Below are 23,331 nucleotides of genomic sequence, written 5' to 3' on the forward strand. Positions count from 1 at the left end.
TTTAAGCAAAATTTCTTCATATTGAATCCATCGCGTCCGTTGCAGAGATTGATATGAAAAAAAACGACTACGCTCCCGCGAAGCGGGCAAGGATTTCGTTGCTGTTTAATGCCAACAAAGCCTATGACCGCCAGATTATTGAAGGGATCGGCGAATATTTCTATGCCTCCCAGTGCGACTGGGACATCTTTATCGAAGAGGATTTCAGCGTGCACGCCCTGAACGCGGATATTCTTTCCAGCAACGGAATTATCGCGGACTTTGATGATGAGCATTTGGCTTCCCGGCTCGGTCAGATCGCCGTGCCCGTGGTGGGCGTGGGCGGCTCTTATCGTCGCCGCGAGGACTATCCTCCGGTCAGCTATGTTGCCACGGACAATGAAGCGCTGGTGGCCAGGGCCTTGCATCATCTGATTGAAAAAGGCATTGAGCGCTTCGCCTTTTTTGGTTTGCCAGCCGGGGCAGGGAAGCGCTGGGCGCAGGAACGTGCCTCGGCATTTTTGCATCTGACCAGCGCAATGTCTTATCCCGGCGTCGTCTACGAAGGCATGGTGACGGACAGCAATACCTGGGAGACCGCCCAGCAAAAGCTGGCCGAGTGGCTAAGTTCGCTACCCGATCACACCGGGATTATTGCCGTGACGGACGCGCGCGCCAGGCACATCCTGCAAACCTGCGACTATCTTGGCATTGCGGTGCCGGAGAGGCTGTGCGTGATAGGTATTGATAATGAAGAGCTGACCCGCTATCTGTCGCGTATTTCGCTCTCGTCGGTGGTGCAGGGCACGCGGAAGATGGGGTTTGCCGCCGCCAGGCTTCTTGACGACAGGCTTTCAGGCCGCCGCGTTACTACCGAGCCGGTGATCGTTCCCCCTGAAAGCGTTATTGCCCGCCAGTCGACCGATTACCGTTCAATTATTGACGCAATGGTGGTGAAGGCGATGTGGTTTATCCGCAAGAACGCCTGCCGGGGAATTACCGTTGAGCACGTGCTTGATGCGGTTGACACTTCCCGCTCGAATCTCGATAAAAAATTTATGGGCGAGCTGGGAACGACCATTCATAAAGTGATTCAGGATGCAAAATTTGCCAGGGCAAAAGAGCTGCTGGAAACGACCACGCTACCGGTTGCCGAAATCAGCCGACTATGCGGCTACAGCACGCCGCAATATTTCTGCACCGTTTCCCGGCAAAACCTGCTGATGTCGCCAGTCAAATATCGCAGCAGCCTGGCAGGTGGACAGCGTAGCGCGGCCGATATGCGTCAGGCAGGCGAGGTTCAGGCTGAGGCAGAGTAAAGGGTATCAGGCAAATGCCGAGCGGTCAGGATCCGTTCTCTGCTTAACGTTATCCAGGTTAGCTTTTTCGACTCTGGCTGCCGGGGAATATAATCGGAAGAGATTTTATTCCGATAAGTCTGGCTGCTTTAATAAATAGCTAAACTCACAATAAATTAAAATAAGCCTGGCGCAAATGGTGAATGTGCTATGGTACTCATCAATAATGGTTAAATTCACTTATCGTTATTGCGGTATGGTGGTACGGTAAGGTTCATGCAGAACTGCAAAAAAATCCTTCTTTAAAAATTACGCTCTCCATATAGTCGCAACATTTAATACTTATGGCCACACTCTTTGTGCGCCAGATAAAACCGTTTGCTATATCATCGCCCTTTTGTTTATAAAAAGAGCCAGAGGTCTGGAATTGCACTATTTGAAAAGCGGCCTATTTAGCAATAAACTCGTTGCCAGACTAACGGGCGCCGTTCATTCTGCCTGGAGAATAACGCCCACCCAGACCCTTGATAAACAAGAAAGCCTCGTTACGCTTCGGGATGCGGATGCGGATGCGGATGCGGATGCGGATGCGCAGCCGGTTAACCGGCTGCCTTTTTTATATCTGGCCGCTATTGTATTTTTCTGGACGCTGCCGGCACTGGTTGGTCACGAGCCATGGAAGCCTGACGAGGCTTACTCATTTGGCTTAATACTCCATATTTATCATACCGGGGACTGGGTTATTCCCACGCTCGCGGGTGAGCCCTTTATGGAAAAGCCGCCAGTCTATTACATCGTGGCCGCTCTGTTTATGCGGCTGTTTTATCCTCTGCTTACCTTGCCTGATGCGGCCAGGCTGACATCGGGATTGTTTATTATCTGGACGTGTTTGATGGTCGCCCTGGCGGCCCGGCATGCGTGCCGTAAAGGCTATGGCCGCTGGGGAATTTTGATTTTTATCTCCTGCGTTGGCCTGGCCGTCCGGTCGCACCAGATGATTACCGATCTGGCGCTTCTTGCAGGCTGCGCAACGGGATTGTACGGCATACTTCTGGCAGAAAAACGCGGCGTGACCGGGGGTTTATTAACGGGAGCCGGTGCCGCGCTGGCCATGCTGGCGAAGGGCCTTCTCGGCCCTGGCCTGTTGTTTGTGAGCGCGGCAATAAGCTTCTGCGTACTCAAAAATTACAGAACGCAAAAGTTTCTGGCGTCCAGCCTGATTGCCACAGCCATATTTACGCTGATGGTTTCCCCCTGGCTTTATTCCCTCTGGCACTTGTCGCCCAGGCTGTTTTATGTCTGGCTATGGGATAACAATCTTGGCCGCTTTTTAGGGCAGAATAAGCTTGGGCCAAAGAACAGCCACTTTTTCTATTTATATACGCTACCGTGGTATGCTTTTCCGGCACTGCCGCTGTCGGTTTTTTTCCTGCTAAAAGGAAAGCTCAATAGCAGCATTCGGGTATGCCTGATTTTTTTTGCGGTGGCTTTTTGCACGCTATCACTTTCCAGCGATTCCCGCGAACTTTACGCGCTTCCTTTACTTCTACCGCTGGCGATTATTGCCGCAGGCGCAGCGCCGTTATCTGTTTTTCCTCGGGTTTCTACCTTCATACAAATTCTGATTGTCGCAATAACGTTAATCCTGCTGTTTGTCGGCATGCTGATCAATGTTCCGGAGCCTTTTCCCCTGTTTAAAGAGGCGATTAACTATTATGTTCCCGGCTATCAGCCTCACTTTCATCCGGGGCTGATAACCCTGGCCTTAGCCAGTTCTTTGGCAACCTTCTGCATTGTGCTGAATATAAAAAAACAGAGAACGCCATCCGTCCTCTATTTTGCCTGTTTGATAACCGTTGTCTGGTCATTAATGATGACGCTGGGCCTGCCGGTCATGGATTATTCTAAACGCTATTCCGATGTGTTTACGCAGCTACGTCCTTATCTCTCTGGTAAAACCTGCATCGTCAGTCAGGGGCTTGGTGAGCCTCAACGGGCGATGCTTCAGTACTATGCGGGCACGGTCACCCTGAGAACGGAAAACGGCTACGCCAGCACACAGTGTCGCTGGTTTCTGGAGCAGCATTCTCATCCCGGTCTCCGGAAAACGGCAGGGAAAGTAATCTGGAGCGGCAGCCGGCCCGGGGATAACGCAGAGTTCTATACGCTGTATGAACAGCCTTTAGATCCGTGACGTGCAGCTATTTCCTGAAACAGCAGTGGCGTAACGCACTACTGTTTCGGGACTTAAATCAGCCAATTGGCAGGGTGATAATAAATTTTGCGCCACCGTGACGGTTTACCTTACAGGCGATGCTGCCGCCATGCGCCTTCACAATAGCCCTGACGACAGAAAGACCGATCCCGGAAGAGGAGACGACATCCGCCGCATTACTGCCGCGTATGAACATATCGAAAATCTTTTCACGTTCGCACTCCGGCACGCCTGGCCCTTCGTCTTCAACGATAATTTCCAGCTTATCTCTGGTTGCCACACTCCTTACGGCAACGGTGCCGGGCACCGAATAAATAAGACTGTTGTTAAGCAGGGCCAGCACAGCCTGTCTGATGCGCACGGCATCTATGAAACAGGCAACGGATCCTCCGTGCAGCATCAGCGCTTTTCCATGCTGGTGGAATACGGGTAGCAAAGGGGTAGTAACCGCTTTCAGTTCCTCGTACAGATCCACCTCTTCACGATAGAGCGCCAGCTGGCCGGAGTCGGCCAGGCTGACCAGCTGCAGATCGTTGATAAGCAAAGAAAGACCTTCAATCTGCTTCATTAGCGCGTCAAGATTGGCCTGGTCTGCGGGCAGGACACCTTCAGCGATAGCCTGCACGCCGCCTTTGAGTACGGTCACGGGTGTTCTGAGCTCGTGAGCGATGGCGGCATTCCACTTTTTCATATTCTTTGATGCCACCTCAAGCCGGGATGCCATCACGTTAAAATCGTCAATCAGCTCTTTTAGGTCAGTAAAATGGATGCCTGAATATTCAGCGCGCGAGGTTAAATTACCTTCTGCTATTTCTCTGGCGCTGTACGCAATGGTTTTCAGCGGCCGGATAAGATTTTGCGCAAAGCGCCAGGAGCAGTACATGGCAAAGCAGAGCGCCAGCAAGATAGAAAATACCAGCTGCAGTATATCGTTGAGGCTGGGAAGCAATGCCTCGTTATCCTGCGTGGAGGGAAAGAGGATGACCGCTACGTAGTAAACCAGTACTGAGAGGATCAGGCTCATAAACGCGATAAAAGCGGTCATATTTGATAGCCTGCGCGTCAGGCTTTTTACCGGTGTCGTTTCCATCTTAATCACCCAGCCGGTAACCAAAGCCCCGGATGCTCTCCGGAACATATTTCAGGCCGACAGCATCCAGTTTTTTTCTGAGCTTGCTGATATGGCTGTCCACCGTCCTGTCATTGACTTCGCCTTCAGGCAGGCAGGCTTCTATCAGCTCCTTGCGGGTAAAAACGCGCTTGGGAAAGCGCACCAGATGGAGAAGAATGCGGTATTCGGTGGTGGTCAGACAAGGCGAAATATCCTGCATTGATTCGCCTATAAAAACCTGGTGCGCCGTGACGTTCAGCTCAATGTTCTTCGTCTTATAGACGGTCAGATTTTCATTAAACTGATGATGGTTCATCCTTTTAAGAATAACCAGCACTCGCGCTACCAGCTCGGATGGATTGAAAGGTTTGATCATATAATCATCAGCGCCCGTACGTAGCGCAAAAACTTTGTCGATGTCGGTATCCACAGCCGTCAGCATAAGTACGGGGACATCACTTACTTTTTTAATGGTGGACAGCACTTCCCAGCCATTTTTCTTCGGCATAGTGATGTCAAGAATTACAAACTCCGGCAGGTGCTGGCTGAAAACTTCCAGAGCCCGCTCGCCATTTTCGGCGGTTAAAACCTTAAAACCTTCTCGCTCCAGATAGGCCGAGACAATTTTCGTGATGGCTGAGTCATCTTCTGCAACCAGAACGGAGAGGGGAGCGTGCGTTTTACCCATAAAGTCAATCCTGAAAAATAATCTGCGTCTTTAATATAAAAGTGGTGCAAAAGTAACCATAAAAGCGACCATTCCAAACCGGCAGGTACGTTTACTTAACCGGGCCTGAGTTCTGGCAATCATTGTAGTGAAAGACCATTTAATCGTGCTTTCAAGATGTGCTTTTGCTGAAGATGAGTTAAACGCTTCGACAACGATTAGCAATAATATTGGTAGAGAGGGGATACAATACGCCAACGGTAGCTTTCAAGCTTTGGGCAGGATCTGCGGGCCCGGGTCGTTATCTGAAGGAGTGTATGGCCATCACGGGACGATAAAGATGAGCCAGATAAAATAATGAGTACGTAGGTTAATCCAGAAAAGTCTATTAAAATTCGCACGGTTTGTTAAATGATTACTTATTGATTTTTTTTGCCTTTAAATTTTTGCAGCGGCCTGAAATTTATGTTGCGAATTTATGGGTTTAGCCGATAAACCGCTGGATTTAAATACCATTGATTATATAATCCGCCCGCTATAAAAAGAAGCTCTCGCAAGTATTAATAAGGGTTATTTCTATTTTATTATTATGGTTTTTAATTAGTAAAAATAAAGTGATATTAAAGGTATCGCCATTAAATAAAACTTTCATCTGTGATTATCCTATTTTACAGGGCCATCTATGACTAAGCTCCCCTCTTTTACCAGAGACCTTTTTGCCCCTCGTTATTGGCTGTACTGGTTAGCCATAGCCATGCTGTGGCTGATAGTATTAATGCCTTACCCGTGTATTACCCGGCTGGGTAATCGGCTGGGAAGAATATCGCTAAAGCTAATGAAAAAAAGAAGGAAAATTGCAGAGAGGAATCTGGAACTTTGCTTTCCAGAACTTACGTCTGCTGAACGCCATAAGCTACTGGTTCGCAATTTTGAATCGGTCGGCATGGGCGTGCTGGAAACAGGCATGGCGTGGTTCTGGCCAGACAGGCGCGTCAGAAAATGGTTCACCGTTACTGGCTATGAGAATATGGAACAGGCGTTGAGCAGTAGCCGAGGCGTATTGCTGATCGGGATGCATTTTCTTACTTTGGAGCTGGGAGCAAGGATATTTGGTATTTTAAATCCCGGCATTGGGGTTTATCGACCGAATAATAATAAACTGCTCGACTGGTTACAAACATGGGGCCGTATGCGCTCTAATAAGTCCATGCTTGACAGGGGCGATCTGAAAGGGATGATTGGAAATCTTAAAAGCGGTGAAATATTATGGTACGCGCCCGACCACGATTATGGCCCGCGCAACAGCGTATTTGTTCCGTTCTTTTCGGTAAGAGAAACAGCGACCACAACGGGTAGTTATATGCTCATGCGCAGCGCCAGGCCAGCAGTTATTCCTTTTGTTCCAAAGCGGCTCGAAGGGAATAAGGGATATGAACTTATTATTCTTCCTGACATTTCAGAGGAAATGCCGGTAGAAAATAAAGAAAACTCTGCCGCCTACGTCAATAAATGTATTGAAGGAGCTATTTTAATGGCGCCAGAGCAATATATGTGGCTGCATCGTCGTTTTAAAACGCGTCCTGAGGGAATAGCGTCCAGATACCAATAGCGTTGGGGATTAAGTTAGCGTTATAAGCAAATTGTAGCGGCAGACGCTGTCGACTGGTGCGATAGAGCGTATCTATCGCAAGATATTATCAAACAATTGGACGCTTTTTTTGTTAATCCATAGGCTAAATAACGTTACCGATAAGTAACTTAAATGTTTAAATCAGGCCTAAGGACGTACTATGTCAAAAATTTTATGTGTACTGTACCCCGATCCGGTTACTGGCTTTCCACCGGTTTATGCTCGCGATACCATCCCGGAAATTCAGGCTTATCCAAACGGCCAGTCTGCACCGACTCCGTCAGGCGAGCTGGGTTTTAAACCCGGCGAGCTGCTTGGCAGTGTTTCTGGTGAACTTGGCCTGCGTAACTATCTGGAAAGCCATGGCCACGAACTGATCGTTATCAGTGATAAAGACGGCGCAGACTCGGCTTTCGATCGCCACCTTCCAGATGCCGAGGTCGTGATTTCGCAACCGTTCTGGCCTGCTTATCTCACTGCCGAGCGTATCGCCAAAGCCCCTAAGCTAAAGCTGGCCTTAACTGCAGGCATCGGCTCTGACCATGTTGATCTGAAAGCCGCTGCCGAGCGTGGCATTACCGTAGCCGAAGTCACCTTTTCTAACTCTATCAGCGTGGCGGAACACGTGGTGATGACCGTGCTGGCACTGGTGCGTAACTATCTGCCATCGCATCAGATAGCGAAAAACGGAGGATGGAATATCGCCGACTGTGTAGCCCGCAGCTACGATATCGAAGGAATGCACTTCGGCACGCTGGGTGCCGGGCGTATTGGACAGGCGGTACTTCGTCGTCTTAAGCCCTTCGATATGCAGCTTCACTACTATGATCCACACCGCCTGCCGGAAGAAGTAGAGCAAGAGCTGGGTCTCACTTACCACGAAACGCCGGAATCGCTGGTTAAAGTGTGCGATGTCGTTAACCTGCAAACGCCGCTTTATCCTTCTACTCAGGGATTCGTTAACGACGAATTTTTAGCTAAGTTCAAACGTGGAGCCTATCTGGTCAATACTGCACGTGGCGCATTATGCGATCGCGATGCGGTCGCCCGGGCATTAGCATCGGGACAGCTTGCTGGTTACGGCGGTGACGTATGGTTCCCGCAGCCCGCGCCGGTGGACCACCCATGGCGCAGCATGCCGCATAATGGTATGACGCCGCATATTTCCGGAACATCTCTCTCGGCGCAGACTCGCTATGCAGCGGGAACGTTGGAAATCCTGCAGAATTTCTTTGAGGGCAAGCCAATCCGTAAAGAGTATCTAATCGTTGACGGCGGTAGCCTGGCGGGAACGGGCGCAAACTCGTATAAGCTCAGCTAAGTTCGCTGCACAATGCGGTGGCAATGGACTGCCGCATTGTGTTTACCAGCAGGCACAACAGCAAAAAGCCCGCTTCAGTTTCCTGAAGCGGGCTTCTCTGAATATGGCTCCTCTGACTGGACTTGAACCAGTGACATACGGATTAACAGTCCGCCGTTCTACCGACTGAACTACAGAGGAATCGTTTGAACGGGGCGCATAATAACGAGGTCGACTCTGGCTGTCAAAGGGGTAATGCAAATTTTCAGTGCAACTGGCTGAAATGTGATCGCTGCCGGTTGCGCCAGCCGTCAGGAGCCTGTCACTGCGTTATTACTGACCTCATTACTGGCCCGTTTGTTGCCGATATTCGCCTGGCGTTACGCCAGCAAAACGTTTGAATGCCCGTCCCAGCGTGATGGCGGAATCGTAACCGACGCGCTCAGCGATGGCGGCAAGCGTTAACCGGGGATCGCGTAGGCATAGCAAACTCTTCAGAATGGACGATAAGTCAGTATAAATATCTTTTTAGTCATTCAGAGTCCAGCTGAAAAAGATTAGGTTAAAAGGGCATCTTTACTAACCGAAAGAGAAATCATTATGCAAAGCTATCGTCTTGAGCATTTCGGCAGCCTTGATGGCTTAAAACGGGTCGAGGAGCCGCAGCCTGTCCCTGGAGCAGATGAGGTTTTAATCAAGGTTCGTGCCTGTAGCCTCAATTACCGGGATTTGGCGATCCTGTACGGTACCGGTACGCTTTCGCCTAAAGAAGGATTGATCCCCATATCTGATGGCGCGGGCGAAGTGGTCGCGACCGGCGAAGCGGTAAGCCTGTTTGCCGTCGGTGACAGGGTAGCGGGAAGCTTTTTCCCTTACTGGTTTGGCGGTGCGCAAAATAGTGCCGCCGGACGTGGCGCATACGGCACGCAGGCCGATGGCTGGCTAACCCAGTATAAAGTGGTCAACCAGGAGGGGCTGGTCGCCATTCCTGATTATTTAAGCTGGGAAGAGGCGGCAACCTTGCCGTGTGCGGGCGTGACGGCATGGAACAGCCTGCAACAGTCCAGACCGATAAGGCCGGGCGAAACGGTACTGACACTGGGCACCGGCGGGGTAGCGCTGTATGCGGTGCAGTTTGCTAAGTTGAGCGGGGCGCGGGTTATTGCGCTGACGTCAAATGATGAAAAAGCGCAGTTGCTAACCACGTTGGGCGCGGATCACATCATTAACTACCGCCAGTATCCTGAATGGTCGGGCAAAGTACGTGAACTGACTGACGGCGAAGGCGTCTCACGAGTTGTCGAAGTTGGCGGGCCGGGTACGCTGCAACAGTCGTTGCTTTCTACCGCGCCGGGCGGAGAAATTGCACTGATAGGATTTGTTGCCGATGGCAATGCACCCATTGATTTTATGTCGTTGCTCAAAAGCAGCGTGACCGTCAGGCCTTTTAGCGTCGGCAGCCGCGCAGATTTTATTGCCATGAACCGCGCATTAAATTTCAGCAAGCTGCGGCCCGTAGTTGGCCAGGTGTTCAGCTTTGAGCAAACGGCGGAAGCCTGGCGATATTTTGACAGCCGTCAGCATGTGGGTAAGGTAGTGATTACGGTTAACGAATAGCTGCCCGGAGCATCTGACCATCATAATCGGTTTGGGCCACGATGGGTTGTGGCCCGACCCTGTTTAACCAGCAAGCGGGAAAATCAAAATAAACTGATATTCACTTAAACGCGGAAGGTATTTACCATTCCCCCTAAAGCGTGTACCTGCTCTGCCAGAGATTGCGAGGCGGTAGTGGATTCTTCCACCAGCGCGGCGTTACTCTGGGTTACCCCATCCATTTGGCCGACTGCCACGCTTATCTGGGAAATGCCCTGCATCTGCTCGTTTGAGGCCAGAGCAATTTCATCCATCGCTGCAGCCAGCTCGCTGACCTTGCCGGTTACGCTCATGATGTTTTCCGCCGTACCGTCGGCTACCGCGACACCCGCGTTAATCTGAGAAACCGCGTTTTCAATCAGGACTTTAATATCCCGTGCGGCCGTGGCGCTGCGCTGCGCCAGCGTACGAACTTCACTGGCTACTACGGCGAATCCTCGGCCTTGTTCTCCGGCCCGTGCAGCTTCAACGGCTGCGTTCAGCGCCAGGATATTAGTCTGGAAAGCGATGCCCTCAATCGTGCCGGTAATATCTTTTATCCTGGTCGCGCTGGAAGAGATGTCAGCCATCGTTTTGGTCATTTGACGAACATTTTTTTCACCGTCACGGACCAGTGCAGCCGTCTCACGGGCCGAGCTGGCCGTAAAGGTGGCACCCGCAGTGTTGCTTTTCACCGTGGCGGTTAACTCTTCCATACTTGCAGCGGTTTCCTGCAGGGCAGATGCCTGCTGCTCGGTACGGGACGACAACTCCGTATTGCCTCGGGCAATTTCATCGGAGGCCAGCGCAACTGAAGTTGAAGCATCTTTAATTTTTGATACCAGCTCACAGAGGTGACTTTGCATCCGGGCCAGTGACGCCAGCATGCTGGTGGTGTCTCCCGGACGGAGCGCTACCTGAGAGGTAAGATCGCCGCCAGCAATCGCTGCCGCCAGCTCCTGCGCCTGCACCGGCTCGCCGCCTAACTGACGCATTAGAATTCGTAAGGTCATAAAACCGGTCCCTGCGGCAATCAGCAGCGATAAGAAAACCAGAACAACCAGCAAAAAGCTGGTCCGACGGCTCTCCTCACTGCTTTTTTCTACGGCATTCTGGACATTGTGCACCTGCACATCCGTCATATCGTTAAGCGCAGCCTGCAATGCCCGTTGCGTTGGACGAGAGACATTCATCAGAAAAGGAACCACTTCAGCCTGTCGGTTCTGAAGACCAAGCTGGCCTGCTTTTTCAAAGTCGGCCATGGCGGGGCCTTCTCTCTCGATAATGGCTTTGAAAGCTTTACGTCCCGCCGGGGTAGAATCAATTTTCATTAGCTGGGCCAGCGCTTCCCGATTTTTGATAAACAAATTCTTCTGGGTTTGAACGCGTTCCCACTCAGGCTGCATCTGTTTTGGATCGGTTAGCAGCGCCAGGTTACGCACCGCGATGGAGAGATCGCGTACGCTGCCCCGCATATCAAGCGCCAGCTTATACTTCTTCATTTTGATGTTTGCCACATCATTCATGCTATCCCTGGCATGGTTCAGAGCATTAACAGCTACGCCAGCACACACGGCCAGCAGCAGCACCATGAGGCCGTAGCCGATAACAATACGCATTGATATTTTCACGATAATTTACCAGGGTAACTAATGAGTGTGTTTACTATCGGCAAAGTGAAGAAATATTTGAGTGTAAGCTGGATTAATTTTGGGCGGACTGAGGAGGGGGAATGGGACAAAAAGGTGTTTCGGATGGTGCTTCCTTTGCCTCAGCCTCACCATCAGCCTGCTGGTTATGCTCCCTGGGGATAATCTCGCCGTAAAGCCATACTGCATACCCGAAAACTAATGGTGTATTAACATTGGGCAGATGATAAAGCGTCGCGCCTGCCAGGTTGACGGAAAAATTATCAGGAACCACCATCGGGCCTTTAATATACTATTAGCGCTCTGAGATAAGAGCGCTAATATCTACTTTTTAAATTTATAGAAAAACCAAAAAAACACTATTCCGGATGATGATGCAATGGCGGCTTTTTGATATTGATATGTCGTGTTAGAACAGTAAGCCATAGCAGCCATTACTACAGATAATAATACAGAGGCTATTATTATCCTCATTACACGAGGAGTTACCACCAACAAGTGCCTCCATATAAGATGCCATTAAGACTTCCCGCCCCAAGTACGCCTGCTAACCATCCGGGGACAAAGCCTGTTCCCGGAACAGCAACGCTCCCGGCGGTTGCCCCTGATAAACCACCGCTTATAGCACCCTTAATAAAATCCCTGGACATGTCGTTCATATTACAGTTTTGCAATCCTGCACCGGATATTATGTTTATTTTATTGGGTTTCAGGGTTTTCATAATATCTCCTTTTTGTTTGCATATCCTTGCGAGACATATTAACTAAATTTACCCCTTCCATTGTGATTAATATCACATAATTAAATTGCTGGTTATTTTTGATCTCTATCAGTATCGTTGCTGTTTCTCAAGTGTAATCCTTTGCCTCTTTGATATTCCGGTAGTGGATAATTATATTGAGAACTCAGGTATCTTTTAAGACGCAATGAGCGCTTTCACAATCTCAAGGCAGGCAAGCAGGTAACTCATCAACAGAATAATGCCCTTTGCGCAATCAATCGTATGCCGGTATCCCCCAGAGTCACTAACCTGTCCGTATGGAGTAAATATCATGGTAGAGGATAATGTTGCTGATAAATTATCCATTTTTTTTTAACTAAAGTGGCCAAATAAGCCCCTTCAAAAATAGTGGGGCTTACTGTCATATATCAGCCAAACCATTCAGCCGGGCACTTCACTTAACCGTTCAAGATTGTCCGGCAGTGGTTTATTGCGGCACTAATGGCCATCAGTTTTACTTTCTATGAGTCCCAGATGGCTCCGTACGCCGCGCGGCCACGTGCCTCACATCCGTCCACCACATAGTCAGTGAGCTTGCGGTTTGCAATGCATACCACCGCTTCCGCCTCTATCCGTTCTGCTTCCTGCCAGGCAAGCTCCAGCAGATCGGGTTTTCCTTTCGCATCGGTGTCCCAGATAATGACGTCCGGTACCACGGCCAGCACCTCGTCCACAAAAGCATCGCCGTAGGTAAGGCGGGGATTGCGCGTTGACCATATCAGGCAGTGGCGCGCCTGGTTAGCCACCAGGTGGGGTAACAGAGGGCCAATCCCGCTGCCCGTGGCGACAAACACCACCGAATGAAACAGCTGATGCACACTGCCAACGCCAGGCGTGGGAATGCCGCGAAACCAGACATGGGTTGGCGGATTATCGATGAACGAACTGGTCCAGTCGCCTGCCCGTGAGACCAGCATCCGACAGCCAGGCCCCTCCAGCACCGGGATGTTAGCAAACGGGTGCCATTCACTTAGCGGATGACGGCTAATAGTCAGCGACGAGCCGGTAAAGGGATCGCGCGGCAAGTGGAAACGCAGCAGTACCGCATGCTCTGAAGGACGGGTAAAGGTCACCGGTATGCGGCGCAGATGGAACCACGGCAACAGCACACTGATGGTGATGGTGAGCAGCCCCCAGAAAGCGGGCAGCAGACAGACCGGATGTTGCGTATCACGGGCAAAACAGCTCACCTGGGCCCATGAAAGAAACAGGGCCAGCCAGCCAACGTAGCGATGAACGTGTTCAAACTGGTTATGATAACGCGCCCGCATTTTTGGCAGAGCCATCAGGCAGATTAACGCCAGCAACAGCCCCAGCATAAGGTTGAGCATGACCAGCCGCAGGGAAACACCCGGCAAATGGTGCATATAGTTCCAGCAAACGCCGGCAGTAAATAGCAGCGTCCATACCGTGGCAAATAATGCACAACCTGAATGTATTCCGCCAAAGTGATAGACTTTTGCCACATGACGTCGCACCCTCAGCGGCCAGCTTTTTGGGGTTTTCCAGACGAGGCGAAACAGCAGATTAATTAAATACTGCTGACGAATAAGCACGGAAGCTAATAAATTACCCAGCGCCATATGCGCCATTGCAGCCAGATTTAACTGCTGAGGTTGCCACCAGTTGCCGATCGTCAGGGCATAATAAAGCCACAGAAGATTAATAGACATCATCAGAATAAACAGGCGCTGATAATGGCTTAATGGATATAACTTGCTGCGCTTCAACCAGAAAATAGTTCGACTGTTGCCTGGCCAGACAGCGATCGTTCGTGACTCTTTCAAAAAATTACCCCACAGGAATGGAAGGACAGGACGCTCTGAATTTTGGATAACGCCCTGACAAACGCGGGTAATATAGGGGGTAAACAGATAAACAGGATTTGAGAATAATCTAAAATGCACGGCTGGCGAAAAACTTAGGGCCAGCCTTAGCCATAATCCATCAGTAGAAAATGCTACATCCGCTTTATGCGCAGCAGCGTGTAGCCGTCGCCGTCAACAGTAGCTGGTTGCTAAGAATACTCTGTATAAAGAACCTCACCGGCTGTTCATAAGCAATGTGCAGCCGGCTGATAAAAATATTTAATATCGGATAAAAATTTTATTTAAGCATAAGGCTATGTCGGAAAGCGCAAATTAAAGCTGGGAAGTAAAAAGTGCTGCAATAAGCAATGATGAAAAATAAACTTTGGCCCTGTCGTGATAACAACAAAATAGCGGTGCCGGATGAACAGGGAAAAAAGAATCACGGGTCTGTCAACTTTGCCCGATCATAAAATATCCTGGCAGGAGGGTGAAATAAGGCCACGCGCTTGCAGACATCGCGGCCTGGGTTTAAAAATCTTTACTCCAGGGGCATTAGCTTCATTGGCTTACCGCCCAGTTTCGGCGCAATACTTTGCTGAACTGCGACAACGGCTGCAAGCGGCCGCCATGCCATAGTTATAGCGTCGATAAGACCCGCATCGTTTAAATGTAGGCGATCCATACCGTCAATGGTGTGATCGCCAAACCTGATAGTAAAAATGGCGACAAAATCCGCCTCGTTGCGTAACAACAGCTGTAAATCAAAGGCTTCTATAGTGTCCAGCAGCTGGGTAAGCACCTTACTAACCTGTTCCTTCCCTTCGAAGGGAACAGGAATGATTGGGCTGCGGAACGTGACGTTATCCGCCATTTGGGCCATAGCGCCTTCAACGTGACGCTTGCCCAGGGCGGCAAGCCAGGCATCAAGATGTGCAGTAACGATCATGGCATAGTCCTTCTTATTCATTGATTTCAACCGCTGGCTGGCAAGGGCCAGCGCACCTTTCACGTTCATCCTAACGCCATTGACCCGGCAGCATTAACGGGGGTAGTGTTCATTTCAGAAGTGACAAAACTGTCATTAACAGGAATTTTTGGGGAGCAGGCGGTGGAAAGTTTCAGTGCGCTGGGAGGGATGGCGGTCTTTGTGCAAGCTGCACGGGCCCAGAGCTTTGCAGAAGCAGGCAGAAATCTTGGCCTGTCTGCATCTGCCGTCAGTAAAAGTATTTCCCGGCTGGAGGAGCGTACAGGCGTGCGGCTCTTTCAGCGCAGTACGCGCAGCATCCATCTTACTTCAGAAGGTGAAATGTTCTTCGAAAGGTGCAGGCGAATTTTTGGGGAAATTCAGGCTGCGGAAGATGAACTCAGCGCAATGACACAGCACCCGCACGGGCGACTTAAGGTGGGGCTGGCACTGGCGGCAGGGCTACCGCTACCCGTGCTCGCCGCATTTATGGCGCACTATCCCGAGATAGAGCTGGATTTAGATTTTACCGACCGGCTCGTCGATGTGATCGATGAAGGATTTGATGTGGTCATTCGGGGGAGTTTGCTCCGGGATTCGCGCCTGGTATCTCGCCCGCTGGGGCCTTATCGTACATGTCTGGTAGCTGCACCAGCGTATCTGAAAGAGAAAGGGATCCCGGCAAAACCGGAAGATCTTTTAGATCATGCGTGCCTGCACTACCGTTTGACGTCGGGCGGGAAAGCATACCAATGGCCGCTGCAACCCACTGCTTTTACAACGGGATTTTCGCTACCGTTAACAGTGATATGCAACAGCGTAGATGTGCTGCTTTACATGGCGCTTGCCGGACGCGGTATCGCGTGTATGCCCGACTTCGCTGTCAAAGACGCGGTTGCAGAAGGGCGGTTAAGCATCGTGCTGGCTAACGACATAATCGACGCCAGCACGCTGCATATCGTGTGGCCCAGCAACCGGAAAATGACGCCAAAGGTGCGCGTCTTTGTTGACTTTATGCTCGCCCATTTTAGCGATTACCTGGTGACTTAACGCCGTTCCTGCGGTTAATCAGCCTTGCGAAAAAGCAGTACGGGCTACCTCATTTCTCCCGTCGATCCCCGCACCACCAGCCAGCTATCAAATTCCGGTAACGCGCCGGCAGGCTGCTGGCGGATATGGCAGATCAATCTGCGCGCGGCTTCCCGGCCCATCTCATAAACCGGCTGAGCCACTACCGTCAGCGGCGGGGCCACCAGTTCCGTCCAGGGGAAATTATCATACATCACAAACGAGATATCTTCGGGCACCCGCAGACCGCGTTTTGCCAGTTCGCGCAGTAAACCCATGGCGATAAGGTTATCTGAGGCGATCAGCGCGGTAGGCGGCTCGGGTAGCATAAGCAACTCGGTCAATATCTGTTTGATATTCTCATCGTTGATGGCATTAAGCCGCACCAGTGCCGGGTCCAGTGTTATTCCCGCCGCCTGATGTGCATCGATCATCCCTTTCACACGTTGCGCGACGGGCGTTGGCCCTAACGCCATCGAGTGGGAATAGGGCGTGGCAATACGCATACTGGAAAGATAAGCGATACGCCGATGGCCGGCGTTCAGCAATAGCCGTGTGGCGTCTTTTGCTACAGCCAGAAAATTTGCCTGAATAGTTTCCACCTCCAGCCCTTCGACCGCACGGTCAAAGGTCATCAGAGCGCGTCCTTCCGCCAGCACCTGTTTCAGGTGATCGTTATCGCGTGCCAGAGAACTACAGGGCGCAACGATGATCCCGTCAACGCGCTTGTCCAGCATCACGCGTACGGCTTCCCGTTCTTCCTCCACGGTTTCATCGCTGTTACTGAGCAGCAAATGAAACCCTGCCTGGCGAGCGACGTCGGCCATACCGCGTAAGGCAAGACCAAAGTGGGGGTTTTCGATATCGCCAACGATTACCCCAATGGTATTGGAACGCCCGGTATTCATGCTGCGCGCCAGCTCGTTTGGCCGGTATCCCAGCGTTTCAGCAGCGTGAGTGACGCGGGTTTGCACTTCTTCGCTGACGGAACCATATCTGCCTAAGGCTCTGGCAGCCTGGGCTTTTGACACGCCTGCCAGCTGCGCGACATCGGCTACCGTCGGGCTTCGCAATTGATTTTTTGTTGTCATAATTATTTCGAATCACAAGTTGATAACATCGAAATTGACGCTGCTTAAAGCGTGTGCTTAATATGAGTATATCCACTTGAGACCGGTCTCACAACAAGCACCGGTTTCATTTTGACTCCCATTGAGACCGGTCTCAATTATAACTCACCGGCTCGGTGGTCCCTAAAGTTTCACCTGCAAAGACGGAAGGGCCTTATGACATCGCATAACCGTTTTACCCATCTGACCGCCGCGTTCTTCGGCGCCGCGGTCATCCTTTCAGCCAGCTTCAGTGCTCAGGCGGCTGATAACAATCCCTATGGTTTAATTGAGCCGGGCCATCTGCGTGTGGCCAGCCTGGGAGACGCAAAGCCTTATACCTTCACCGATAAAAGCGGCAATTTTACCGGTTTTGACGTCGAGTTCTTCAAAAACGTCGCCCACCGTATCGGTATCGATCAGGTCGATTTTGTTGGTCAGGATTTCTCCGCCATCCTTCCTGCCGTGGCTAACGGGCAGTACGACGCTGGCGTTTCGGCTATCGGCATTACGCCCGCCCGCGAAAAGACGGTCGATTTCTCTACGGGCTATCTGGCTGGTTATCTGACGGTGTTAACCCGCAGCGATTCCGGCGTGAAAAACGTCGAGACGCTGGCCCACAAACGGCTGGGCGTGATTCAGGGAACGCTGCAGGAAAGCTATGCGCTGCAACACTTCAAACAGACGGATCTGGTTCGCTTCCCTGATAACAACGCTGCCGTCTCCGCGCTGAACAACGGCACTCTTGATGCCATGTTTCTGGATTACGAAGCCGCCAAAGATTATGCCACCCGCTTTAAGCTGACGACGGCCGCCAATATCCCTTCTTTTGATGCACCAGCAGGGGTGGCGATAGCCAAAAACAAACCCGCTTTTAAAGCCGCGCTGGATAAAGCCATCAAAGATGCCATGCAGGATGGGACCTGGAAACAGCTCTACGAGAAGTGGTTCCCCGGTTCGCCAATGCCTGAACAGTATCTGCCCCAGCACCATTAATTCCGCGCGCTGTGCGTGTGCCTGCATCCGGTGATGGCTTCTCTCCGTCACCCGCAACAGAGAATCGGCTATGGATCTGATAACTATTCTTTCGCGTACCTTCTTTGATATCCCGGCGATGATGGATGTACTGCCGCAGCTGCTGGCAACCGGGCTGGTCAATACGATTATTATCTCGGTGGCGGCCACGGTGCTCGGGACCTTTTTCGGTCTTATCCTGGCGCTGATGGGGATTTCCCCTTCGCGCTGGCTGCGCGTGCCCGCCCGGCTTTATACCGATCTGTTTCGCGGCCTGCCTTCCATCCTTACCATTTTGCTGATTGGTCAGGGCCTGGCGCGTTTCAGTTACCAGCTGTTTGGACCCACACCTTACCCGCTCGGCATCTTTGCCCTGAGCCTGATTGCCAGCGCGTACATGGGCGAAATCTTTCGTTCAGGTATTCAGAGCATCGAACAAGGCCAGATGGAAGCCTGTCGGGCGCTGGGCATGAGTTATAACCGGGCAATGCGGCTGGTGATTATTCCGCAGGGTATTCGCCGCGTGTTACCCGCCATCGTTAACCAGTTTATCGCCATTATTAAAGACTCTTCGCTGGTCTATTTGCTGGGGCTGATGACCGGTCAGCGCGAACTGTTCCGGGTCGGCCAGGATGCGGCGGTACTTAGCGGCAACCTGTCGCCTCTGATGCTGGCCGGACTGTTTTATCTGGTTATCACCGTGCCGTTGACGCACGCGGTGAACTACATCGACATCCGTTACCGGACCGGTCGTCGACGCGCGACGGCTCCGCAAAGCGGCTTGAAAGAAGTTGATGAAGTAGATGTCAAACGCGCCGTTGCGCCCACCGTCTCCCTGACCAGCGAACAAGGACACTGATATGGCAACTTCCTCTACGTTTCACGGTGCAAGCCTTGAGCTGCGCAACCTGACGCTGGCGTATGGCCCAATCGAAGTACTGCGCAATGTATCGCTGAATATCGCTCCCGGCGCGACCACCTGCATCATCGGTCCTTCCGGGTCAGGCAAATCAACCTTATTGCGCGGTATCAACCGGCTGCATGAACCCAAAAGCGGCGATGTATTGCTGGCAGGCCGTTCGGTGTTGAAAGACAAACCCGACGCGCTGCGGCTGCGCATCGGCATGGTGTTTCAGCACTTTAATCTGTTTCCCGACCATAGCGCGCTTGAAAACGTGGCGCTGGCACCCTGGAAAGTAAAAGGCCGTTCTAAAGCCGAAGCGCTGGAGATTGCCCGCCAGCGTCTGGCCGAAGTGGGATTAGCGCAGCGCGCCGATCATCGTCCGCGCGATCTCTCCGGCGGCCAGCAGCAGCGTGTGGCCATTGCGCGTGCGCTGGCGATGGAACCGGAAGTAATGCTGTTTGATGAAGCGACCTCTGCGCTCGATCCCGAACTGGTAAAAGGCGTGCTGACGCTGATGGCCGAGCTGAGTCAGCGCGGCATGACCATGGTAGTGGTGACGCATGAGATGGGATTTGCCCGGCGCGTTGCCGACCAGGTGGTGTTTATGGACGAAGGTGAGATCGTGGAAGCGGGTACGCCAGAGCAACTGTTTGAACGCCCGCAGTCAGCCCGTTTACAACGTTTTTTATCGGAGGTGCTCTGATGGCACATCGCAAGGTTTCAGGCCCCGTTCGTACGGCTCTGGTGGGTTTTGGCGTTGCCGGAAAGGTCTTTCATGCACCGCTGATTTCACACAATAAAGATTACCTGCTGGAGGTGATTGTCAGCCGTGACGAACAGCGAGTGGCATCGGCACAGCATCTCTACCCACAGGCGCGAATTGTGCCGGACTGGTCATCACTGCTGCAGCTGATCGATAGCGGTGAAATCGCAATAGATCTCATCGTGCTGGCCACGCCACCCGCGCAGCATCTTGAGCAAGCTTTGCAGGCCAGCCAGCGCGGCATCCATCTGGTAGTAGATAAACCTTTTGCCCCGGATGTGGAAGCGGCTCAGGCGATGATTAGCGCAGCCCGCCAGGCCAATACTTTGCTGACGGTGTTTCATAACCGCCGCTGGGATGGGGATTTCCTTACGCTTCAGCGCCTGGTGCAGGCAGAGGCCTTTGGCACGGTCAGAAGTTTCGAATCCCGCTTTGAGTGGTGGCGACCTGAAGGCTTTGGCAACTGGCGTGACAAGGTAACGATTGCGCAGGGCGGCGGCCTGCTGCTGGATCTGGGGAGCCACCTGATCGATCAGGCTATACAGCTATTTGGCCCGGTGCAGGAAGCCAGCGCGGAGCTGGCGCGGCATTCGGGCAAGCAGTCCGACAGTGACGAAGACTGCTTCGTCTCACTTTTACATCAAAACGGAGTGCGATCGCGGCTATGCATGAATGGCCAGGCCGCATTAAACGCGCCGCGCTTTCATCTGCTGGGCAGCAAGGGCGCTTTTACCCGCTTCGGGCTGGATAACCAGGAGCCGCAGCTTGCCGCAGGAATGTCGCCAGCGGACAGTCGGTACGGCGTTACGCCATCTGAACAGTCTGCCCGGGCAGGCACAGTGGATGAGTTCCATGACGTTCCTCTACAGCGCGGCGACTATCCCGCCTTTTATCAATTGCTGGCCAGCGCGCTGTTGCACGGCGCTCCGCCTCCCGTAGCGGCCGATGAGGCGCTGGCTGTACTGCAGCTTATCGAACAACTCCATCGGCAAAACCGCGTGCGTATTGCCTGACCGGCGTAACTCTTTAACAGAAGGAATGAATGATGAGTGAAAAATCTGTGGCTAAAACCGTTGTCGTGTTGGGCGGTGGCGTGCTGGGCGTGTCAACCGCATGGCAGCTGGCCAAAGCCGGTGCCAGAGTGACGCTGGTAACGGAAGCGGAGCTTTGTTCTGGTGCATCGGGACGTTCGCTTTCCTGGCTTAACTCGGCCGGCGAACGTTCACAACCTTATCATGCGCTGAGAATGGCAGGGATTGACCGTTACCGCACGTTGTTTGCCCGCCATCCCGATCTCGACTGGCTGCGTTTTGATGGTGCGCTGTGCTGGGCCGCTGACGATGAAGCAGGGACGAAAGCGCGGCACGCTTATGAAAAAGCGCTTGGCTATGACTCGCACCTTGTCGATCAGACTACAGTCAGTCATGTCGATCCAAAGGTAAACGCAACCGCGCTCGCCAGCGTCGCTATTGCCAATCCGGGCGAGGGCTGGGTCAGCCTGCCGCATCTGGTCGAGCATCTTGTTCAGGAGCTAAAAGCAGCGGGTGGCGAAGTGATTGAGCATGCGGGAAAAGCGAGTGTGATAGTTACCGCCGGACGTGCGGCTGGCGTTCGCAGCGAGAAACGCGGTGAATTCATCGCAGATCGAGTGCTGGTGGCCTGCGGCCCATGGACACCCGAGGTTGTCGCGCCGCTCGGTGTACATATCGCTAACGGTTCTCCGGTTTCTATGCTGGTTACCAGCACGGTACAGGATCGTGGTTTGAAGGTGGTGATGAATACGCCACGCGCGGCGATTCGCCCTAATCCCGGCAATACGCTGGCGGTCGATCATGACTGGTACGAAGAAGATATTGTGGCGCATGCTGACGGCCGATACAGCATCGATGAAGCGGTGGTCAGTCAGTTAATGGTCGAAGCGGGGCGCCTGGTTGGCGATGGTTCACCGCTGGCGGCACAGAGCTGGAAAATTGGGTTAAAGCCTGTTCCGGGCGATGGCGAACCGGTCGTCGGGGAACTAAAGAACGTACCCGGCTGCTTTGTGGCGTTTACCCATTCAGGCGCAACGCTGGCGCTGATCCTTGGCGAACTTCTTACGGATGAAATGCTTACGGGTGCGAAGCATCCGATGCTCACCACTTTCCGGCCGGAAAGATTTAGCTAAACGTTTTTCCAGCGCCACGAGGGTTGTGGCGCTGGGTAGATATAATCATTGTAATCAACCCATGACATTTGCCGATGGAAAATATACGATTTATATATGAATCGTAACGGAGTATAGGCTTATGGGTATCGTTAAAATCTCAGACCTGCTGCATGAAGACGTCCGCGATGCCAGCAAGGCCATGTCACGTTCAGTTAACGCACAGGCTGAATACTGGATCCGCCTGGGTATGATGAGCGAGCTTTATCCCGAACTTAATTATCAGCAGATCAAGCTAATGATGTTGAAATCGGGTTCTGACCGTTTAATGGAGGTGATTGATGCCATCAATTCCCATTAAAAGCACAGATGAACTTGCTCGCCAGCGTCATGCCGGAGCATTACTCGCTTCCGTCTTTGAAATGCTGGATACGTTTATTGCTCCGGGAGTCACCACCCTGGACATCAATAACCGGGCAGAACAATTTATTGTCGAGCAGTTGCAGGCTCGCCCGGCCAGCAAAGGACAATATGATTATCCCTACGTACTGAACACCTCAGTCAATGAAGTCGTTTGTCACGGCATCCCTAAAGCTAGCGAATACCTGAAATCCGGTACTATCGTTAACGTAGACATTACCCTGGAAAAGGAGGGTCTGATTGCTGATTCCAGCAAAATGTATCTAATCGGGGATGTCTCACCGTTAGCTCGCCGTCTGGTGAAGAAAACCTGGGAAGCCATGTGGTCAGGCATTAGAGCAGTAAAACCGGGTGCGACGCTGGGCGATATCGGGCACGCCATCCAGACGCATGTTGAAAGTAGCGGCTATACCGTTGTCAGGGAGTATTGTGGGCACGGTATCGGTAAGGAAATGCATGAAGAACCCCAGGTGTTGCACTATGGCCGACCAGGGACGGGCGAAATATTACAGGAAGGAATGGTGTTCACCATCGAACCGATGGTAAATCAGGGTGCCAGCAAAATAAAAAAGAAAAAAGATGGCTGGACTGTGGTGACGCGCGATAAAAAGCTTTCGGCTCAGTGGGAACATACCGTAGCGGTGACCGCTGACGGTTTTGAAGTATTAACCCTGCGTAAAAACGAAATCATACCGGGCCATATCGCCTTGTAGTGGCTTTCACTGAAGAACAGGCTGAAATAAAACCGGCAAGCTCCTCCGGTTTCCTTCAGGAAAGGTTTCCCACAGATAGTCGAGAAAAGCAGATAAGCGGGCGTTCAGTAATCGCCTTGAAGGATAAATATCCATTCATAACCAACGCATAAGGCA

General features: G+C 51.9%; 20 protein-coding genes, 1 tRNA gene and 1 pseudogene. 13 read left to right on the forward strand and 9 right to left on the reverse strand.

Going from position 1 to position 23,331, the window contains the following annotated elements; genetic code table 11:
• Positions 1–53: 53 nt before the first annotated feature.
• Both ACMGGR_RS07060 and ACMGGR_RS07065 read left to right on the forward strand, forming a co-directional pair.
• A complete protein-coding gene (locus ACMGGR_RS07060; protein WP_414148497.1) occupies positions 54–1,298 on the forward strand; it encodes a XylR family transcriptional regulator in 1,245 nt (414 codons plus the stop codon).
• Between the two features lie 415 nt (positions 1,299–1,713).
• Complete coding sequence (locus ACMGGR_RS07065) at positions 1,714–3,471, forward strand: ArnT family glycosyltransferase (protein ID WP_414148498.1); 1,758 nt, start codon at positions 1,714–1,716, stop codon at positions 3,469–3,471.
• Positions 3,472–3,529: 58 nt separating this feature from the next.
• Here the strand turns inward: ACMGGR_RS07065 and ACMGGR_RS07070 are convergent, their stop codons facing one another.
• A complete protein-coding gene (locus tag ACMGGR_RS07070; protein ID WP_414148499.1) occupies positions 3,530–4,582 on the reverse strand; it encodes an ATP-binding protein in 1,053 nt (350 codons plus the stop codon).
• A 1-nt stretch (position 4,583) separates the two neighbouring features.
• Positions 4,584–5,291, reverse strand: coding sequence for a response regulator (locus ACMGGR_RS07075; RefSeq protein ID WP_414148500.1), 708 nt, complete (start codon positions 5,289–5,291; stop codon positions 4,584–4,586).
• Positions 5,292–5,952: 661 nt separating this feature from the next.
• On the opposite strand from ACMGGR_RS07075, the gene ACMGGR_RS07080 reads away from it, so the two are divergent.
• Together ACMGGR_RS07080 and ACMGGR_RS07085 are read left to right on the forward strand one after the other, a co-directional pair.
• Positions 5,953–6,879 (forward strand): Kdo(2)-lipid IV(A) acyltransferase, encoded by a 927-nt coding sequence (locus tag ACMGGR_RS07080; protein ID WP_414148501.1) that lies wholly within the window; start codon positions 5,953–5,955, stop codon positions 6,877–6,879.
• Positions 6,880–7,060: 181 nt separating this feature from the next.
• Positions 7,061–8,221 carry an NAD-dependent formate dehydrogenase gene (locus ACMGGR_RS07085; RefSeq protein WP_414148502.1) on the forward strand — a complete coding sequence of 387 codons (1,161 nt, stop codon included), beginning with the start codon at positions 7,061–7,063 and terminating at the stop codon, positions 8,219–8,221.
• Positions 8,222–8,325: 104 nt separating this feature from the next.
• Here ACMGGR_RS07085 and ACMGGR_RS07090 read toward each other — a convergent pair.
• Positions 8,326–8,401: transfer RNA gene (locus ACMGGR_RS07090), tRNA-Asn, on the reverse strand.
• Positions 8,402–8,545: 144 nt separating this feature from the next.
• A pseudogene (locus tag ACMGGR_RS07095) lies at positions 8,546–8,680 on the reverse strand (helix-turn-helix domain-containing protein); the annotation flags it as partial.
• 120 nt (positions 8,681–8,800) lie between these two features.
• Between ACMGGR_RS07095 and ACMGGR_RS07100 the strand changes: the two are divergent.
• Complete coding sequence (locus ACMGGR_RS07100) at positions 8,801–9,817, forward strand: zinc-dependent alcohol dehydrogenase family protein (RefSeq protein WP_414148503.1); 1,017 nt, start codon at positions 8,801–8,803, stop codon at positions 9,815–9,817.
• 104 nt (positions 9,818–9,921) lie between these two features.
• On the opposite strand, the gene ACMGGR_RS07105 is transcribed toward ACMGGR_RS07100, so the two are convergent.
• From ACMGGR_RS07105 to ACMGGR_RS07120, 4 genes are all read right to left on the reverse strand, one after another.
• Entirely contained in the window at positions 9,922–11,466 is a 1,545-nt protein-coding gene (locus tag ACMGGR_RS07105) for a methyl-accepting chemotaxis protein (protein ID WP_414148504.1), read from the reverse strand.
• A 503-nt stretch (positions 11,467–11,969) separates the two neighbouring features.
• Positions 11,970–12,206, reverse strand: a complete 237-nt coding sequence (locus ACMGGR_RS07110; RefSeq protein WP_414148505.1) for a hypothetical protein — start codon at positions 12,204–12,206, stop codon at positions 11,970–11,972.
• Positions 12,207–12,727: 521 nt separating this feature from the next.
• Positions 12,728–14,053 (reverse strand): hypothetical protein, encoded by a 1,326-nt coding sequence (locus ACMGGR_RS07115; protein ID WP_246757728.1) that lies wholly within the window; start codon positions 14,051–14,053, stop codon positions 12,728–12,730.
• Positions 14,054–14,615: 562 nt separating this feature from the next.
• A complete protein-coding gene (locus ACMGGR_RS07120) occupies positions 14,616–15,092 on the reverse strand; it encodes a nuclear transport factor 2 family protein (RefSeq protein WP_414148506.1) in 477 nt (158 codons plus the stop codon).
• Between the two features lie 36 nt (positions 15,093–15,128).
• Here ACMGGR_RS07120 and ACMGGR_RS07125 point away from each other — a divergent pair, with 36 nt between their 5' ends.
• Positions 15,129–16,091 (forward strand): LysR family transcriptional regulator, encoded by a 963-nt coding sequence (locus tag ACMGGR_RS07125; protein ID WP_414148507.1) that lies wholly within the window; start codon positions 15,129–15,131, stop codon positions 16,089–16,091.
• A 44-nt stretch (positions 16,092–16,135) separates the two neighbouring features.
• Here ACMGGR_RS07125 and ACMGGR_RS07130 read toward each other — a convergent pair whose 3' ends face one another.
• The gene (locus ACMGGR_RS07130; protein ID WP_414148508.1) at positions 16,136–17,200 is read right to left on the reverse strand and encodes a LacI family DNA-binding transcriptional regulator; all 1,065 of its coding nucleotides are present in this window, start codon (positions 17,198–17,200) and stop codon (positions 16,136–16,138) included.
• 195 nt (positions 17,201–17,395) lie between these two features.
• Here ACMGGR_RS07130 and ACMGGR_RS07135 point away from each other — a divergent pair, with 195 nt between their 5' ends.
• The 7 genes from ACMGGR_RS07135 (at position 17,396) to map (ending at position 23,175) form a co-directional block, all read left to right on the forward strand.
• The gene (locus tag ACMGGR_RS07135) at positions 17,396–18,214 is read left to right on the forward strand and encodes an ABC transporter substrate-binding protein (RefSeq protein ID WP_414148509.1); all 819 of its coding nucleotides are present in this window, start codon (positions 17,396–17,398) and stop codon (positions 18,212–18,214) included.
• A gap of 70 nt (positions 18,215–18,284) precedes the next feature.
• Positions 18,285–19,091, forward strand: a complete 807-nt coding sequence (locus ACMGGR_RS07140) for an amino acid ABC transporter permease (protein ID WP_414148510.1) — start codon at positions 18,285–18,287, stop codon at positions 19,089–19,091.
• Position 19,092: 1 nt separating this feature from the next.
• Positions 19,093–19,839, forward strand: coding sequence for an amino acid ABC transporter ATP-binding protein (locus ACMGGR_RS07145; protein WP_246757724.1), 747 nt, complete (start codon positions 19,093–19,095; stop codon positions 19,837–19,839).
• Positions 19,839–20,912 (forward strand): Gfo/Idh/MocA family oxidoreductase, encoded by a 1,074-nt coding sequence (locus ACMGGR_RS07150; RefSeq protein ID WP_414148511.1) that lies wholly within the window; start codon positions 19,839–19,841, stop codon positions 20,910–20,912. The genes ACMGGR_RS07145 and ACMGGR_RS07150 overlap by 1 nt, the downstream gene beginning before the upstream one ends.
• A 32-nt stretch (positions 20,913–20,944) precedes the next feature.
• Positions 20,945–22,063 carry an NAD(P)/FAD-dependent oxidoreductase gene (locus ACMGGR_RS07155; RefSeq protein WP_414148920.1) on the forward strand — a complete coding sequence of 373 codons (1,119 nt, stop codon included), beginning with the start codon at positions 20,945–20,947 and terminating at the stop codon, positions 22,061–22,063.
• A 121-nt stretch (positions 22,064–22,184) separates the two neighbouring features.
• Positions 22,185–22,403, forward strand: coding sequence for a ParD-like family protein (locus tag ACMGGR_RS07160; protein ID WP_246757721.1), 219 nt, complete (start codon positions 22,185–22,187; stop codon positions 22,401–22,403).
• A complete protein-coding gene (gene map, locus ACMGGR_RS07165) occupies positions 22,384–23,175 on the forward strand; it encodes a type I methionyl aminopeptidase (protein ID WP_414148512.1) in 792 nt (263 codons plus the stop codon). Before ACMGGR_RS07160 ends, map begins: the two co-directional genes overlap by 20 nt.
• Positions 23,176–23,331 lie beyond the last annotated feature (156 nt).

Origin of the sequence: Erwinia sp. BNK-24-b (assembly GCF_047456155.1) — a bacterium.
Classification (GTDB): Bacteria; Pseudomonadota; Gammaproteobacteria; order Enterobacterales; family Enterobacteriaceae; genus Erwinia; species Erwinia phyllosphaerae.